The 16,475-nt window shown below is 54.5% G+C and carries 17 protein-coding genes; 8 read left to right on the forward strand and 9 right to left on the reverse strand.

Translation table 11 applies throughout. The features are described 5' to 3' along the window. Positions 1 to 110: 110 nt before the first annotated feature. Positions 111 to 971 carry a crotonase/enoyl-CoA hydratase family protein gene (locus ACESNI_RS12440; RefSeq protein WP_373087198.1) on the reverse strand — a complete coding sequence of 287 codons (861 nt, stop codon included), beginning with the start codon at positions 969 to 971 and terminating at the stop codon, positions 111 to 113. A 159-nt stretch (positions 972 to 1,130) separates the two neighbouring features. Between ACESNI_RS12440 and ACESNI_RS12445 the strand changes: the two genes are divergently transcribed. Beyond that, positions 1,131 to 1,481: a DOPA 4,5-dioxygenase family protein gene (locus ACESNI_RS12445; RefSeq protein WP_373087201.1), complete on the forward strand. Its 351-nt coding sequence runs from the start codon at positions 1,131 to 1,133 to the stop codon at positions 1,479 to 1,481. 32 nt (positions 1,482 to 1,513) lie between these two features. Here the strand turns inward: ACESNI_RS12445 and ACESNI_RS12450 are convergent, their stop codons facing one another. Together ACESNI_RS12450 and ACESNI_RS12455 are read right to left on the reverse strand one after the other, a co-directional pair. Continuing rightward, positions 1,514 to 1,837: a GcrA family cell cycle regulator gene (locus tag ACESNI_RS12450; RefSeq protein WP_373087203.1), complete on the reverse strand. Its 324-nt coding sequence runs from the start codon at positions 1,835 to 1,837 to the stop codon at positions 1,514 to 1,516. Positions 1,838 to 1,969: 132 nt separating this feature from the next. Further along, entirely contained in the window at positions 1,970 to 3,208 is a 1,239-nt protein-coding gene (locus ACESNI_RS12455) for a sorbosone dehydrogenase family protein (RefSeq protein WP_373087205.1), read from the reverse strand. Positions 3,209 to 3,344: 136 nt separating this feature from the next. Between ACESNI_RS12455 and ACESNI_RS12460 the strand changes: the two genes are divergently transcribed. Then, positions 3,345 to 4,076 carry a glutamine amidotransferase gene (locus ACESNI_RS12460; RefSeq protein WP_373087208.1) on the forward strand — a complete coding sequence of 244 codons (732 nt, stop codon included), beginning with the start codon at positions 3,345 to 3,347 and terminating at the stop codon, positions 4,074 to 4,076. Here the strand turns inward: ACESNI_RS12460 and ACESNI_RS12465 are convergent. The 3 genes from ACESNI_RS12465 to ACESNI_RS12475 all read right to left on the reverse strand — a co-directional run bounded on the left by ACESNI_RS12465 (position 4,059) and on the right by ACESNI_RS12475 (position 6,566). Continuing rightward, complete coding sequence (locus ACESNI_RS12465; RefSeq protein WP_373087211.1) at positions 4,059 to 5,249, reverse strand: CaiB/BaiF CoA transferase family protein; 1,191 nt, start codon at positions 5,247 to 5,249, stop codon at positions 4,059 to 4,061. The two genes, ACESNI_RS12460 and ACESNI_RS12465, sit on opposite strands and share 18 nt — an antisense overlap. A gap of 173 nt (positions 5,250 to 5,422) precedes the next feature. Continuing rightward, entirely contained in the window at positions 5,423 to 5,923 is a 501-nt protein-coding gene (locus ACESNI_RS12470; RefSeq protein ID WP_373087213.1) for a cold-shock protein, read from the reverse strand. A 115-nt stretch (positions 5,924 to 6,038) separates the two neighbouring features. Beyond that, on the reverse strand, positions 6,039 to 6,566 hold the full coding sequence (locus ACESNI_RS12475) for a peroxiredoxin-like family protein (protein ID WP_373087216.1): 528 nt from the start codon (positions 6,564 to 6,566) through the stop codon (positions 6,039 to 6,041). Positions 6,567 to 6,776: 210 nt separating this feature from the next. Here ACESNI_RS12475 and cobT point away from each other — a divergent pair, with 210 nt between their 5' ends. Then, positions 6,777 to 7,808 (forward strand): nicotinate-nucleotide--dimethylbenzimidazole phosphoribosyltransferase, encoded by a 1,032-nt coding sequence (gene cobT, locus ACESNI_RS12480; RefSeq protein ID WP_373087219.1) that lies wholly within the window; start codon positions 6,777 to 6,779, stop codon positions 7,806 to 7,808. Here the strand turns inward: cobT and ACESNI_RS12485 are convergent. After that, positions 7,777 to 8,415, reverse strand: coding sequence for a histidine phosphatase family protein (locus ACESNI_RS12485; protein WP_373087222.1), 639 nt, complete (start codon positions 8,413 to 8,415; stop codon positions 7,777 to 7,779). The genes cobT and ACESNI_RS12485 overlap by 32 nt on opposite strands. Positions 8,416 to 8,429: 14 nt before the next feature. Beyond that, the gene (locus ACESNI_RS12490) at positions 8,430 to 8,948 is read right to left on the reverse strand and encodes a molybdopterin-dependent oxidoreductase (protein ID WP_373087224.1); all 519 of its coding nucleotides are present in this window, start codon (positions 8,946 to 8,948) and stop codon (positions 8,430 to 8,432) included. Positions 8,949 to 9,114: 166 nt separating this feature from the next. Here ACESNI_RS12490 and ACESNI_RS12495 point away from each other — a divergent pair, with 166 nt between their 5' ends. Next, positions 9,115 to 10,071, forward strand: coding sequence for a glycosyltransferase family 9 protein (locus ACESNI_RS12495; protein ID WP_373087227.1), 957 nt, complete (start codon positions 9,115 to 9,117; stop codon positions 10,069 to 10,071). Here ACESNI_RS12495 and ACESNI_RS12500 read toward each other — a convergent pair. After that, positions 10,061 to 11,866, reverse strand: a complete 1,806-nt coding sequence (locus tag ACESNI_RS12500; protein WP_373087230.1) for an ABC transporter ATP-binding protein — start codon at positions 11,864 to 11,866, stop codon at positions 10,061 to 10,063. The genes ACESNI_RS12495 and ACESNI_RS12500 overlap by 11 nt on opposite strands. A gap of 313 nt (positions 11,867 to 12,179) precedes the next feature. Here ACESNI_RS12500 and ACESNI_RS12505 point away from each other — a divergent pair, with 313 nt between their 5' ends. From ACESNI_RS12505 to ACESNI_RS12520, 4 genes are all read left to right on the forward strand, one after another. After that, positions 12,180 to 13,214: a hypothetical protein gene (locus tag ACESNI_RS12505; protein WP_373087233.1), complete on the forward strand. Its 1,035-nt coding sequence runs from the start codon at positions 12,180 to 12,182 to the stop codon at positions 13,212 to 13,214. Positions 13,215 to 13,231: 17 nt separating this feature from the next. Next, positions 13,232 to 14,461 (forward strand): imelysin family protein, encoded by a 1,230-nt coding sequence (locus tag ACESNI_RS12510; protein WP_373087236.1) that lies wholly within the window; start codon positions 13,232 to 13,234, stop codon positions 14,459 to 14,461. A 98-nt stretch (positions 14,462 to 14,559) separates the two neighbouring features. Beyond that, positions 14,560 to 15,888 carry a di-heme oxidoredictase family protein gene (locus ACESNI_RS12515; RefSeq protein WP_373087238.1) on the forward strand — a complete coding sequence of 443 codons (1,329 nt, stop codon included), beginning with the start codon at positions 14,560 to 14,562 and terminating at the stop codon, positions 15,886 to 15,888. A gap of 93 nt (positions 15,889 to 15,981) precedes the next feature. Then, positions 15,982 to 16,464, forward strand: a complete 483-nt coding sequence (locus ACESNI_RS12520) for a MarR family winged helix-turn-helix transcriptional regulator (protein ID WP_373087240.1) — start codon at positions 15,982 to 15,984, stop codon at positions 16,462 to 16,464. Positions 16,465 to 16,475: the final 11 nt, after the last annotated feature.

Raw genomic sequence — 16,475 nt, forward strand, 5'->3', positions numbered from 1 at the left:
TATACCTGCCCGGTTATCGATGCCCTACATTTAATGGTCTGAAATCGAGAGGGCAAGGCAAGACTGCAAATTCTTGCGATTTAGGCTTGCCCTATGTTGGCGCTCGCCCGCTATTTGAACTCCGGCTCTTCCCACCAAGGATAGAACTCCGGCATGTCCGTCGATGGTTTCATGCTGAATTTTGCCGGACGCTTTTCCAGGAAGGAACTTACCCCTTCCGCGACATCAGCGCTTTGTCCCATGGCAGTGATCCCACGGCTGTCGATCTTGTGGGCTTCCATCGGATGATCCGCCCCAAGCATCCGCCACATCATCTGCCGGCAGAGCGCGACCGACACCGGCGCCGAGTCCACAATAAGCTCCTTCGCAAGGGCCCGTGCAGCCGCAAGCAGGTCGTCACTAGGATACACGGCTTTCACCAGCCCGCCCTTCAGGGCTTCCGCCGCCGGGAAAATTCGGCCCGAATACACCCATTCAGCGGCTTGTGAAATCCCGACCAGCCGCGGCAGGAACCAGCTGCTGCAGGCCTCCATCACAATCCCCCGGCGGGAGAAGACGAAACCAATCCGCGCCGTGTCAGAGGCAAGGCGGATATCCATCGGCAGGGTCATGGTGGCACCGATCCCGACGGCCGGCCCGTTAATCGCGCCGATGATCGGCTTTTTCGACCGGAACATCCGGAGAGTCACACGGCCACCGCCATCCCGGTGCAATTCGCCTTCCTTCTCTTCCCCGCGCAATTTGTAATTAAAGGTATCCTTGCCTTTTTTAAGGTCCGCACCGGCGCAAAATGCTCGTCCCGCACCCGTTACAATAATTGCGCGCACCATATCGTCTTCATCCGCCTTGTCAAAGGCATCGATCAATTCTTCGCGCATAATGGGTGTAAAGGCGTTCAGATTATCCGGCCTGTTAAGGGTAATGGTCAGGATCTGATCGTCAATGTCATAAAGAATATGTTCGTAGGGCACGGGTTACCTCCGGTTATTATTATAATGCCCAATGCGGGCGGCTTGCTATGCTTCTGTGGTTATTCGGACCATAGGGTTTCCTATTGAATATACGAAGAAGTGGAATATGTTAACAAGGTTCTGCCGGACATGGCTATCATATATTGGAAAGTCACCCTCATGCCCAGAAATTCAGAAGAAACCATCCACGGCTATCACGCCCATATTTATTACAGCGCGGATACAAAAGACATTGCAGCACAGGTCCGTGAGCAGTTAGGGGAGCAATTTGAGGTCACTCTGGGCCGGTGGCATGACCGCCCCGTCGGGCCGCATCCCACCTCCATGTATCAGGTGATTTTCCCGGTCAGTGATTTTGGCAAGATTGTCCCCTGGCTGATGATTAATCGGCAAGGGCTGGATATCCTTGTGCATCCGGAAACCGGTGACGACCTTGAAGACCATCAGTATAACGCCCTGTGGCTGGGGGAGAAACTGTCGCTTAACCTGGAAATGTTTAAGCAGGCATAAACAACCACCGCCAGAGGCTGATCCCTGGGTTTCTAGCTGTTGTCCTTGTTTTGATACGCCATATTGCAATGCTTGAGGCAATAGGGCTTGCTCGGCACGGCTTCGTCCCCGCAAAAATGAAAATGGGACTCGCCCGGATGACCAATGGGCCATTGACAGGCGCGATGCGCGGGAACGGTTTTCTTCTTCGGTTTGGCGACCGTCGGGGCCGATTTCGAAGAAAGGCCGAGCCGATTGGCTTTGCCAATCACAGCATTTCTGGTGACGTCGCCAAGGACTTCCGCGATCTCCGCCGCCGTCTTCCCGGAACCCCAGAGCTTTTTCAGTTTTTCAATACGTTCGTCAGTCCAACTCATGCCCAGCTCTCTTCAACCGCTTTAAAAAATATAACTAGTGATGCCGTCCGCGTATAGCGAGGATCGGACAGCCAAAGCATCCTGATATATCCTCCGGCAGCGAGAGAGTCTACTGATATCCGGTTTTCTCCATTATTCACCATAGCTAATACGCCAGACCGTATTGCTGACTTCGTCGGCGACAAGCAGCGCTCCATCCGCCGCGACCGTCAATCCAACCGGACGGCCCCATATCTTCGCCGCCCCAGAATCCTCTGCCTCAATGCGGAAACCGGTAGCAAAATTCTCATAGGATCCGGTTGGATGACCGTCCTTGAACGGGACGCGAACGATCTTATATCCCGTTGGCTTCGACGAATTCCACGAACCTTGAAAGGCAACAAACGCGTCATTGACATAGTCCGCGGGAAACTGCGTGCCGGTATAGAAGGCGAGCCCCAAAGGCGCCGAATGGGCCTGAAACAGAACATCGGGAAGGATCGACTTCTCGACCATTTCGGGGGCCTTTTTGGCATAATCCGGATCGGGAATTTTGCCGGAATAGGCATAGGGCCAGCCATAAAATCCGCCCTTTTTAACCTCGGTCAGGTAATCGGGAACCAGCCCGTCGCCATAGCCGTCACGTTCATTAACAACCGCATTAAGGGCACCGGTCGCGGGATTGAAATCGATGCCGACCGGATTGCGCAGTCCCGATGCGACCGTTTCCATGCGCCCATCATCGAGATAGAGTTTCTGGATACTGGCCCGTGGCAACGGCTCGACACCGACGTTCGAGCTACTGCCAACCGAGATATAAAGGGCGTTGTCCGCGGAGTCATACAGAAGGTTGCGCGTCCAGTGGCCGCGCCCGTTCCCGAGGGAGCCCTTTTCAGTCACCTCCTCTATCTCACCGGTGGCCTCCGTATCCCCGACATTGAAATGCACGCGGCGAACCTGTGTCGGCTCGCCGATATAGAGCCAGTCGCCGACAACTGCCATGCCGTGGGGCCGGTCGAGATCGACCACAAGCGGTTTCTCGATTTCAGCGATCCCGTCACCGTCAGCATCACGCAGCAGTGTAACTTCCCCGGCGCGTGGCTGGGCCAGAAGGACATCGCCGTTTTTCAGCGCCAACAGCCATCTCGCATTCGTCAGGTTGCGCCGAAAAGGTTTCACGTGAAACATTGGCGGCAAATTCAACTCGCCTTCCTTGTTGGTACTGACGACCCGGGACTGCAAGGCGGCCATCGGTGTCGCGTAAGGCGCTGGCAAATCCGAGGCGCGGATTGTGATTTCCGCGCCCACCTTGTTACTATCCGCCGCTGCGTTTAACGCCATCAAGCCTGTCGTTGCCGCCAGCAGCATTGATACCAGTCTTGGATACTTCATGTCGTCACTCCCGCCCTTTTCATGATAAGTATTTGGAAATCATTTTCAGCTATTATTCCTATATGGTCTTGTCTGCGGCCCATTGAAAGATACACTATGAACGGGGCGCCGTATGTTTGAAGGTCCGGATTATTGTATGAGTAGTGAAAATTCTCCCAAGAAAGTACTTATCGTCATGCATCAGGCGACGTCGGATCCCGGCCGCGTCGGCGAAGTGATCCGCACCCGCGGGTTCGAGCTTGATCTGCGTATTCCGGCGATAGGCGATCCCCTGCCCGCCACCATGGACGATCATGCCGCCGCCATCATATTGGGCGGCCCGATGAGTGCCAATGACGATCATGAGGACTATATTCGTGCCGAGACAAAACTGATCGATGTCATCTTGCGCTCCGAAACGCCCTATCTTGGGATTTGCCTTGGGGCGCAGATCATGGCCCGCGCTCTCGGGGCGAAAGTCTGTGAGCATCATGAGGGATATCGCGAGATCGGCTATTATCTCCTGACGCCGACAGAGGTCGGAAGCCCCCTCTTCACCGAACCGATGCAGGCCTATCAATGGCATCGCGAGGGATTTGATCTACCCACCGGAGCAACGCTTCTGGCCCAGGGCGAACTGTTTCCAAACCAGGCCTGTCGGGTCGGAAAAAACGCTTACGGGATCCAGTTCCACCCAGAGGTCACCGAGGCCATGAACCGAAGATGGGCGACCAAGGCCGCCCATATGCTATCTGATCCGGGCGCCCAGTCGGCCGAAGCCCAATTTAACGGCCGCCGTCTGCACGACACCGGTCTTCGTGCCTGGCTTGATAATTTCCTCGACCACTGGCTCCCGGTGCAAGCGTCTGTCTCAAACGATACGCTTTGATTTCAATTCGGCGATCTCGTCACTGGAATATCCGAGGCTTTGCATAATCTCATCCGTATGTTCGCCCAGGGTCGGCGGACGACGTTTCATACTGGTGTCGGTTCGCGACATCTTGATTGGCAATTCGGTCAGAAGAACATCCTTTTCAAGTCCCGGATAGGCGACATGTTTCATTAACTTCATTGCCTCAAGATGCGGGTCCTCAAGAACCTCCTGCGGCGACATAACGGGGCCGCAAGGCAATCTTACCTCGTCCATTGCGGCAATGGCTTCCTTGGTCGTCCGTTCGGCGCACCATTTTGCCATACGCTCCGTCAGCAGATGGTTGTTGTCGCCGCGTTTTTGATCCGTCGCGAATCGCGGATCCGTGAGCCAGTGTTCCTCGCCGACCAGTTTCGTCCAGCGCTCAAACAGGCGGGCGCCGAGGGACTGCACCAGCACCCAGCCATCCGTCGTTTTGAACGTATCACCCGGTCCGGCATTCTGTAAGCGGTTACCCGTCCCAACGCGATTTAGCTTCAGCATCTCCTGCTCCAGCAGCGTGACACTGGAAATCAGGATGGCGGAGCCAAACAGCGACGTTCCGATGAGCTGACCTTCGCCGGTCGCGTCCCGGTGCCGCAAGGCCGCCATGACGCCCAGCGCGCCCATCAACGCCGTCGTAAAATCGACCCACGGGCTATATAGCTTGCGCGGTTCACCATCCTTGCCGGACATATGCATGACCCCGGACATTGCCTGCCCCAGCCCATCGAAACCGATACGATTTTTATAGGGTCCCACATCGCCGAAAACCGAGGCATGCGAAAGAATGATATCTTCCTTAACCGCCTTCAGGCTCTCATAATCGAGCCCCATCGCCTCCAGGGTTTCTATCGGCAGGTTCGCGACGACAACGTCGGCCGTCTTGATCAGTCGTTTGACCACTTCCCGCCCTTCCGGCTTCATCGGGTTAAGGGTCATGCCGCGCTTGTTCTGGCCAATTTGCAAAAACAATCCGCCATCCCCGGTCTGATCTTCACTGAGCGGCGTTATAAACCGATCCTCGCTGCCATCGATTTTTTCAACACGAATCACTTCGGCACCAAAATCAGCGAGGACCGTCGCGGTGTAGGGTCCGGCAATATAGCGGCCAAAATCCAAAACCCTGATACCTGTTAAAATGTTAGACAACGCGATTTCCTCCTGAATGTTATTATTATTTTTCTCAGGTGTACTTACATACTACCTTGACGGCGAGACTGCCTATTCTTTTTCAATTTAGCAATGATTTTAGCCCACCGAAAGCATTAATGCCGTCTTGGGGCGCAATTATCCCGGATCAAAGTCGAAAACCAGATGGGGAGTCAGATGGGAATAATTTCGACCCCGTCTGCTGTGGGGCCCTTTTCACCATTGGAAACGTTCAGTCGTACCCGCTGTGCCATCACAAGATTAGCAAGCCCGGACTTTTCAAGGATCTTCATATGGACGAAAATATCGTCCCCGCCGTCATCCGGGGTGACGAAACCAAATCCCTTTTGTGGGTTAAAGAACTTGACGGTGCCAGCGACAAGCTCGCCGTCATCATTCATCCGCTGCAATACGGGCGCCGGCCCAAGATCGAGAATTCTTGAAACCTGCATTCCGCGCTCCCCCGTATAAAGGTCACAGGTGATGAGTGCTCCTTCGGGCAGTCCCTGCAGGTTAATGGACTGCAGGACAGAGATATGAACAAATCCATCGTCCGATCCGTCCAGTGGTTCCACAAAACCGAACCCTTTCATTGTGTTAAACCATTTTACCTTGCATTTAACACTCTCTCTCATGCCCGTTGGGAGGGCTGCCGCGTTATTTCGTTCACCCATTTGTCCAAGTCCTTATAACTCTCTCCGTCATAATTATTGCCATGCCTAACGGATTAGTACACTTATATCGTATATATATTTAATATATTACAACTATGTATTGCAGGCAAGCCGCTTAGTGAGTTCCCCGCACCGGATAGCTCTTCGCCCGCACAAATTTAAGTCCCTTCAATATTGCTTTCAGGTCCGGCCGTGCGAACGGCGCGTTCGATATATCTATGATTTGCACCCGCCCGTCCGGCCGAACGGCAAAAAGAGCTGGCTCGGCAAAGGGGCGGTCTGTTTCCTCGGGCGACCTGGGGTCTGAAATATACAGGCCGAGTTCAGACATTTGGTCCAGCTTCAGATTATAAGCTACCGGAAAAGTAAGGGATCCTTCATTGACCTGCGCCTTGGCCTTTTCCAGGCTATCCCCGGAAACCGCGATGACATCAATATCCTCGGCTGCAAATTCGGATTTCAATTCCTCCAGTGTCGCCAGATATTGTTTGCAGATCGGGCAATGCTTGCCGCGATATATAACGATAAGCTGCCAACGATCCTCCAGTTGACCGGCATCGCCCAGTACAATATCTCGGCCCGCAACCACCGGTAGGGACAAGACCGGAAATTTAGCACCTGCCGCGAGCTTTTTTTCTGTCACATTCGTCTCCCTCGTTAAATCAATAAGATTTACATTGGTTATCCGTAATAAAAATTTCCATACCGGTCGAATAATATCTATGGCATCGACATACCTGCCGGGCTGGCGCTATCTCGCCTTTTGCTGGTACTGCCCTAACGATTGCAATCTATTATTAGTTCCCTAGAATGGCGCTAATTTTTCGCCGCGTGTTTTACAGTCTGGAATCCCATGGTAATCTCTTCCCCCCTCGATATATTTCGCCGACAGCTCGCTGATTTGCCCAAAATTGATGTTACCGCGGCGAGCAAGGCTGCGGCGCGGGACGCTGTGCTCACCAAACCTGCCGGTGCACTTGGCCGCCTGGAGGAGATCGCGGTCTGGATGTCGGGATGGCAGGGTCGTCATCCGCCAACGATCGACCGCCCGCAAATAGCGATATTTGCCGGGAATCACGGGGTATGCGATCAGGGGGTTTCCGCCTTTCCACAAGAAGTGACGGCGCAGATGGTCGCGAATTTCAACGCCGGGGGCGCTGCCATTAATCAACTTGCCAAGGTTTTTGAGGCGACTTTTTCGGTCACCGCGTTGGACCTTGATCATCCGACGGAGGATTTCACACGGGGCCCCGCCATGAGCGAGGCCGATTGCGCGGCAATGGTGCAGACCGGCTGGGAGAAAGTCGGGGATGATGCCGATATACTGGTCGTCGGGGAAATGGGAATTGGCAATACCACCGTGGCGGCGGCCCTAGCGGCTGCCCTGTTTGGCGGTAATGGCGCCGACTGGGCCGGTCCCGGCACCGGCGTTTCCCAACAGGGAGTAGAGAAGAAAGCCGCCGTTATCGATGCCGGGCTTGCCCGCCATGCCGACATACTCGATGACCCGGTTAAAATCCTCCAGCATCTGGGCGGACGGGAAATTGCTGCCATGTCGGGGGCAATTCTCGCTGCCCGGCACAAGAGGATCCCAGTCCTGCTTGACGGGTTCGTCGTCTGTGCGGCGGCGGCGATCCTGTATAAGGCAAACCCATCCGCCCTCGATCACTGTCTTGCGGCCCATGTCTCGGCTGAGCCCGGACACCGGAATTTATTACAGAATTTACAGAAAGACGCACTGCTTTCTCTCGGCATGCGACTGGGAGAGGGCTCGGGCGCTGCTCTCGCCCTAGGTGTCGTGAAGGGTGCCATCGCCACGCATACGGGCATGGCAAGTTTTGCCGATGCCGGCGTCAGCGGTGAAGCGCCGCCCCCTGATCATTGATATAATTGACCTGCCAGCTGCCTGCGTCATCGCCTTTTCTATAGGAGCTCAGGCTCGTGAGCGACAATGGCGCGACCGACAGCGCAAGCATCTTGTCCACCGTCAACCCCAGCGCCAGGCCGACAATGGCGCGGATCGTTCCGGCATGAGCAACGATAATAATGTTATCAGCAGTCGCCGCTTGCCATAGCGCGTCAATCTGCGGATGCACGCGGGCGACCAATTGACTGAAACTCTCGCCCCCTGCAGGACGGTTTTCCGCCGGGTTTTCCCAGAAAGCGCGATACCCCGCCGGATCTTCCCGTTCGACATCTGCATGGCTTCGCCCTTCCCAGTCACCGAAATCCTGCTCCCGCAGGGAGGCCAGCAGGGTCGGGGTATCGGCATGGCCGTCTCTATGGCTGAATATCTCTCGCGCCGTCTCCCGGCAGCGCAGAAGATCACTGGAAAACACCTCGGCGCCATCGGGCAGAAGACTTGCAAGGGCTTGCAATCTTGCGCGGTCGGACATATCAGCAGCCAAATCGCTTTGGCCGCATATGGTCGGGGAGAGAACCGGCGCGTGGCGGATAAGCCACCAGTTCCGCTTGCTATATTCCAGTACCATTGCGCCCCGCCCGGTTACTCCACCACCAGCTTAGTCAGCTGCCAGATAGAGCGACCGTAGTATTTTTCCTGGGCGAGGTTTTTATCGCTGTCGTAAGGATAGATAATCCAGAAGGGCGCATAGATATCCGGGTCGAGCCACTCCCCGTTCATTTTATACGCGATGATGACATCATATTCCTCGGCGTCGGAAAACGGGATTTTCACCGTGTAGCCATCCACTGCCGACAGCTTCAATATTGTACCTTCAGCCTCGACTGATTTCAGGATATCCCGCAGCAGGACGCCGCGGAACGTGGTTTTACCGGTGGTCCAGGGACTTGACGTCACAATTTTCGTTGGACTGGAAGCGGCCATATCGCCGGGGCTAAAATAGATTGCGCCCTTCTCCGACTTGATATTGCCCTGAATTGCCAGCCTTGCTTCGTCGGCGTTGGCGGTGGGCGCAAGTATCGCTATCAGGACGATGAACGCTGCCGTTAAAATGTGAAGCCGTCGGCCAATGGCGGCGTTGCCCGAAAATACAATACCCAATATCCTGCCTCCTGAAATCAATTTTACCCGCGGGTCAGCGCAACCATCCTAACCCAGAACGCGGAAAACCAGAGGCCTAAATTCACCCAAAACCGAAAATCATGGAGGCCTCATCAATAATCGTATATGTAGCCGGTACCAAAATTAGTTTTCAAAAGGTGCTGTCATGAAGCGAACCTTATTTGTCGCCTCGAACCGGTTAGGGGATGCAGTCCTGACGACCGGGGTCCTGCATCATCTTCTTGAAACCGAGCCTGACAGCGCTGTCACCGTCGTTTGCGGCGAAATTCCAAGGGATATTTTTGAAGCTATACCCGGCGTTACCCGGGTTATCGGTGTGCGCAAGCGCCGGTTCAGCCTGCATTGGCCGGAAGTGGCCTTCAGTCTGGGCCCGGTGTACTGGCACCGTATTGTCGATTTCCGGGCTTCGCTTCTGGGTTTTCTTCCGGCACGGCACCGCCATATCTGGAAAGGCGGTAAGGACGGCATTCACAAAGCTGTCGCCAATGCCAGACTGATCGGCGTCGATCACCCGCTCCCGCCCCGCATCCTGCCGACCCCATCTCAACTTATCGCTGCTGACCGCTGGCTCGGTCCCGCCAGCGGTCGCGCCAAAATACTGGCGATTGCCCCGACGGCAAATTTCTATCAGAAACAATGGCATCATGAGAATTTTCTGGCGTTGGCACAGCGTCTGACAGGGACCGGCGGCGTCCTTGACGGCGCCCGCGTCGCCGTTTTCGGTGCCCCGGGAGAGGAGGCGCAGGCCATGCCCGTCGTTGAGGCCCTGCCAGAGGCACAGGTCATTAATCTCGTCGGCCGCACCACTCCGATGGAGGCCGCAACCGTTCTGTCGCAATGCGCCTTATTTGTCGGGAATGATTCCGGGTTGATGCATACTGCCGTTGCCGTCAATATTCCGACGGTGGGCCTGTTCGGAATCGGCAAGCCCGAGGTCTATCGTCCCTGGGGTGAGAGGTCCCTGTGTCTGACAACCGAGCCCGGGGGCACGCCGGTTATACGCCGCGACGACGGCACCGACCCACTGCCGCCCGGCCGGGTAATCAGCGCGATTGAGACGTTTTACACTGGCCTAAGCAGCGCGGAAAGTGTCAGGACTTGATTTCCCGAAACGGCGTCACCGTGCCATCAAAAGCGAATTGATGATTGTAAAGCTCGGCGTAGACGCCCGCTTTCTTGAGAAGTTGGTCATGTGTCCCCGCTTCCACTATCTCACCGGCAACCACCACATTTATCAAGTCCGCATCCAGAATCGTCGACAGTCGATGGGCAATCACCAAGGATGTTCGCCCTTTCATCAATTGCTTGACGGCATTCTGGATTTTTCTCTCTGATTCAGTATCGAGAGCTGACGTCGCCTCGTCCAGCAGCAAAATCGGTGCATCCTTCAACATCGCCCGGGCAATGGAAATACGCTGCTTCTGACCGCCTGACAAACGCACGCCCTGACTGCCGACAAGAGTGTCATATCCTTTCGGAAGGGCCGTGACAAATTCATGAACCGCCGCAGATTTCGCAGCCCTGATGATCTCCTCCTCACTGGCGTCATCGCGACCGTAGGCGATATTCGCCCTGATCGTGTCGTCAAACAGAAACACGTCCTGGCTGACAAGGGCAATGTTTTGGCGCAGCGACTGCAGCGTGACGTCCCGGACATTCTGGCCATCCACCAGAATCTGGCCGCCGCTGATATCATAGAATCTCGGAATAAGGTTGAGGATGGTCGTTTTTCCGCCCCCTGAGGGTCCAACCAGAGCAACACGCTTACCCGCCGGCAGGGTGAGGGAGATATCCTTGAGGATAATTTCTTCGGGGTTATAGGCGAAGCTCACATGATCGAATTCGATCTTCCCGTTATGAAATTCGAGCGGCGCCGCCGACGGGGAATCGACAATCTCATGCTGAATGTCCAGCAAGTCAAAGATACGATGGGCAGCGGCAAGCCCGCTCTGCATTTGCGGGAATATCTTGGCAACGCTCTTTGTCGGCTGGTAGGCCAGCATAATCGCCGTGATAAAAGCAAAAAATGTTCCGGGGGTCAACTGCCCGTCTATCACGTTGCTTGCCCCGTAAAAAATCACCGTGGCCACGACCAACCCGGCAAGCGTTTCAACGATGGGACCACTTGACGCCGCTATGCGCAGAGCCTTGTATTGATATTTGAACCGTCCTTCAATAACCTCATCCCCCTGTATAGAGGCCTGTTTTTCCCGGCCATAGGCCTTGACCACACGGATGCCCTGAAAGTTTTCATCAAGAAAAGAGCTGAAATCAGCCGTCTGCTCCAGAACCTTGTGCGAGGCCTTGCGCGATCGCTTGCCCAACTGCCGAATAGCGAGCGCGCCCGGTGGAAGAGCAATTAGAATAAAAAGCGCCATCTTCCAGTCATAGTAAAACAGGGAGGCAATCAGAAAAATTGCCGTGAGGCTATCCTTGGTGAGTACGACCAGTGTCTGGGTGGCCGCCGTTTTCAGATAATTCGTATCAAAAACAAACCGGGAGACCAGATTGCCCGGCGGGTTGCCGTGAAACCAGGCAAGGTCAGCGAGAACAAGTTTCTTGAACAGGGTCTTCTGGATATCTGAGACAACCCGCGTTCCGACCCAGTCCATGATAAGGGTTTGGCCATAAGCGGCAAAGCCGCGGGCAACAAATATGAAAATAACGGCGATGGTCGTATATAAAACGAACTCCCCGTTCTTCTCAAAAAACACTTTATCAACAATCGGCTTCATGACAAACGCGGTCGCCGCGGACGTCAAGGCGCTGATCACCATAAAAACAACGGCCGCGAACAAACGCACCTTGTATGGCGATACATATTCACGCAGCAGTCGCCCATAAATGGCGGTAGATGCAGCAGTTTTACCGGGTGAACCGGGGATCGGGTCGCTCAATATCTTTCCAACCATACCGAATATAAGTGCCTGTTCCTACCATGGTCCGCTTTTCAGGGACAATTAAATTGCCGTGCCAGCACAAAGAACTGTTCGAGCTTCGACCCGTTTACAACAGTCTGAAACGCTGGATCGCATATGCCTATAGTAATCATTCTCATTTTTTTATTGCAAATCATTCTTAATATCATTATTGACAATGTTATGCGGGCTTGCGGGGGTCGCAGACCCGAGGGCCCAAGCCGCCCTCTTCGCTGAGCGAACATCGGAATAAATAACGAGTGGAAGTAAAAAAATGAAAACGGCGATAACAATGGCTTCGATGGTAGCCCTATATGGTTTTTCTGCAGCGGCGGAAGAGCCATCATATCCCAATGTGTCGGGGGAACTTTCGATTGAAATTGAAAATGACTGGACATATAAATCGGACGATCCCGATGCGGAAATCAATGATCTCTACCCGACCATCGTTCTCGGGACAGCCTTCACATTCAGTAAGAAATTTTCAGTTAATCTTGAGGCGACCCTGGAGCCGGTTGAAGATGCCACTTCGGATCGCGCGTTTGAAGATCTGGGCGGTTACCTCAACATTATTACGGCAAACTACGACAGTGACAATTTCGGCGTTTATGCCGGTAAATTCACGCCTAATTTTGGTATTGCCTGGGATGCTGCCCCGGGGATTTATGGTGTCGATCTGAATGAAGACTACGAATTTTCAGAAATGATTGGTTTCGGCGGCTATGTCGGCTTCCATGCCGGCGGCGAACAGACGATCTCCGCCAGTACGTTCTTTCAGGACACGACCTTTCTCAGCAATTCCATTGGCACACAGCGCGGGCCCCTGAATGTTTCCGACGGCGGCCCTACCAACACTGATAGCTTATCATCTTATGCCCTCGCCCTCGATGGCGGCATTGATGGCCTGGCCGGATTTCTCTACCACGCCGGCTTTACCTCCCTCGCCTCCGGCGAGGATGGAAACAGCCGTCAATACGGCTATGTCGCCAGCGCGGAATATGCGTTTACGGTCAATGAGGACATTACCATTGCCCCGATCGTGGAATATGCCTATTTCGAAAATGCGGGCGGCATCGATGATGATACCGCAGCCTATTTAACGGCCGGGGCCGCGCTGAATTATCAGAAATGGGTCCTTTCCTCCACATATCAGCAACGCAATACCGAGACCGGAGGCGTCGACACCGACGATTATGTGGTTGATGTGACCGTTGGCTATCTTTTCGATATGGGTCTCGGCGTGGCTGCCGCCTGGCGTGTCGCCGAAGAGGATAACGTTGATTCACGAGGCCTTGGCCTACTGGTGTCCTACGCCATCGACTTTTAAGTTAAAGGAAAAATTCTATGAAAAATATAGCCCTGATTACATCTGCATCCGTGCTGGCCCTATCTCTTGCCACATCGGGATATGCTTCGCAAACTGATCCTGTCCGCAATATTTCAAGCTACGCTTTATCCAAGGATGCCGCGGGTTACATTCCGGATTATAATGCCCATCCGGTCGTTACCAATTACGCCGCGCTAGTTCTGGCCACCTATGAACAAACCCTCGCCGATGCAAAAGACCTGCAAACGGCAATTAAAGCATTACTGGAAAATCCGTCACAGGACAGCCTGAATGCGGCCCGAAATGCCTGGATCAATGCAAGAACCAGCTATTTGCAGACGGAGGCTTTCCGCTTCTATGAAGGACCGATCGATTTCGTCGATGAAAAGACGAAAGAGGAAGGACCGGAAGGGCATCTCAATGCCTGGCCCCTGAACGAAGGGTTTATCGATTACACGAAAGGCAATCCAAAGGGCGGGTTGATAAATGACCCGTCCATTCCCCTCACCGCGGCCAGTATTCGCAGCCAGGATCAGGTTGAGGACGAAGCGGACGTAACCACCGGCTATCATGCCATCGAATTCCTGCTTTGGGGCCAGGACATGAACCCGACTTCCGCCGGCACCCGGCCGGTGTCAGATTTTATTGCCGGTAAGGGCAACAATGACCGGCGGCGCCTGTATCTGACGACGGTGACCGAGATGGTGATTGAAGATCTTAATTTCCTGGTAAAAGCCTGGGCGGCAGACGATCCGGACAATTACGCCACTAAATTCATCGCCATGGAAGACAAGGAGGCATTAGGCCGGATACTGACATCGCTCGCAACGCTGAGTGAATTCGAGCTTGCCAACGAACGGATTGCAACCGGCATAGACAGCGGCGACCAGGAAGATGAACAATCTTGCTTTTCCGACAATACCCTCAATGACGTCATCTTTGATCAGCGGGGCATTCGAAACGTTTACTTCGGCGGCTATGGCGATGTTGCCGGTGCCGGTCTCGATACGCTGGTGGCCAGTCTCGCCCCCAACCTGAATAACAAGATGATCGCGGCCCTCAACAAGACCGACGGCGCCATTAGCCAACTGAATTATCCATATGATTCAATTCTGGCCTCCGCGGCGGATGATCCCGCGCGCGCCGAAGCGGAACTCGTTATCCAGGCGTTACAGGCGCAATCCGATGTGATAAAGGAAATCGGAAAATTACTGGGAGTGATGGTCGTGGTCCCAACGGGCGGCTAAACGGTCACTCCAACTTGGTGAGTATCTAAATGAAATATGTTGCGTGGGCATCTATGCCCATCCTGCTTTTCCTTTCTTTTGTGGCGTGCGCGGGAGAAATGTCGCCTCAGGCTTTTGTGCCTGTCGGCGATAGCCCGGGCGGCGACACGACCCAGCATACGCGGGGGCGCAACTCCTTTTCCTTGCCGGCGGCAAATATCAATCGGCATGACCTGCGCGTGTTTTTCTTTGGCAACAAGCTGTTCAACACCAACTGGGTTATCGCGCCGGCATCGGTCAAGAAGCTTGATGGGCTCGGCCCGATCTTCAATCGCGTCTCCTGTTCCGGCTGCCATTTGCGCGATGGCCGCGGGCAACCGCCTGAAAAATACGGCGATGAGCTGCTCTCGATGCTGATCCGCTTGAGCGTGCCCGGCCGGAATGAGGACGGTGGTCCCAAACCGCATCCGGCTTACGGTGATCAATTGAACGACCGCGCCATCCCGGATGTTCCAGCCGAAGGAAAAGTGCTGATCGAAACAACGGAGATCCCCGGACAATTCGAGGACGGCACCCCCTATTCCCTTGCCGCGCCGAGCTACCATTTTTCGGACCTCGCCTTCGGCCCACTTGGCAGCGACGTGATGATTTCGCCGCGGGTGGCCCCTGCGGTTATTGGTCTTGGCCTGCTCGAAGCCATCCGTAATGAGGACTTGAAGGCACTTGCGGACCCGGACGATGCCGACGCGGACGGTATTTCGGGACGGATCAATCATGTCTGGGATCAGGCTAAAAAATCCGTTGAAATCGGCCGTTTCGGCTGGAAATCCAATGTCGCCAGCCTGATGCACCAGGATGCCGCCGCGGCGAACGGCGATATGGGGCTCACATCAACCCTGTTTCCGGTAGAAAACTGCCCCTCGGTACAAACCGCCTGCCGTGCGGCGCCAACGGGCACCGGTGTTCAACTCAGCGACAAGTTTCTAAAAAAGCTGACTTTGTATGCGCAGACACTCGCTGTCCCCGCACGCCGACATGCGGACGAGGCAGATGTTCTGGCCGGGGAAAAGCTTTTTTCCGCCATTGGCTGCGGCGGTTGTCATATTCCGACCTTTGTCACCGGCAAACATCCGGATCTTGATATTCTGTCAAACCAGACCATCCATCCATTTACGGATCTTTTGCTGCACGACATGGGGGACGGGCTTGCGGATGGCCGCCCTGACTTTGAGGCGACGGGGACGGAATGGCGGACGGCCCCGCTCTGGGGGATCGGGTTGGTCGAGTCTGTCAACAACCACACCCGGTTCCTGCATGATGGCCGGGCCCGCTCGATCGAGGAGGCAGTCCTCTGGCATGGCGGCGAGGCCAAGGCCGCCAAGGAGAAATACCGCGCCCTCGATAAGCCAGAGCGCCAGCAGTTACTGGCCTTCCTGAATTCTCTTTAGAAAAGACCGAGGATTTGTGCGACTGTCTTGTGCCCAAAACCGAAATGCAGTTTCCCTCTCCCCATAGCGAAAAATGCCTGATATAGTCTTTACATGACTGATCCGGTGACACCAGAAAAATACGATCGGAAAAATGATCCTTCCTCTCCGGATTTTCGGATCATGAACTGGATTGGCATTATCAGTCAGGTGACGGATACAAGGATGCGTCAGTTGCTGGAAAGCACCAACGTGCCCCTACCGCAATATATCATCCTCAACCATTTTGTGGGTCAGCCGAAGAATGGCAAAACCGTCTCCGGCATTTCCTGGGCCCTGCAACAACCGCAGCCCGGCATCACCAAGACCGTCCGCAAGCTCCTTGATAAGGGCTTCCTCAGAGCGGATGAGAACCCTGACGATGGCCGTTCGAAAACCCTGTTTATTACGGATGCAGGAACAACCGCCCACAAGAAAGCCGAAGAAAAGCTGGAAATAGCCATGGCAGAAACATTTGATGGCTGGCGCGAGTGGGAAAAACGCGATTTCTTTGGATTTCTCGACCGACTTAAATCCCAACTAGAAGACAATCGCTGATCTGGCGTGAT

This window comes from Sneathiella sp., from assembly GCF_041689005.1.
Lineage (GTDB): Bacteria > Pseudomonadota > Alphaproteobacteria > Sneathiellales > Sneathiellaceae > Sneathiella.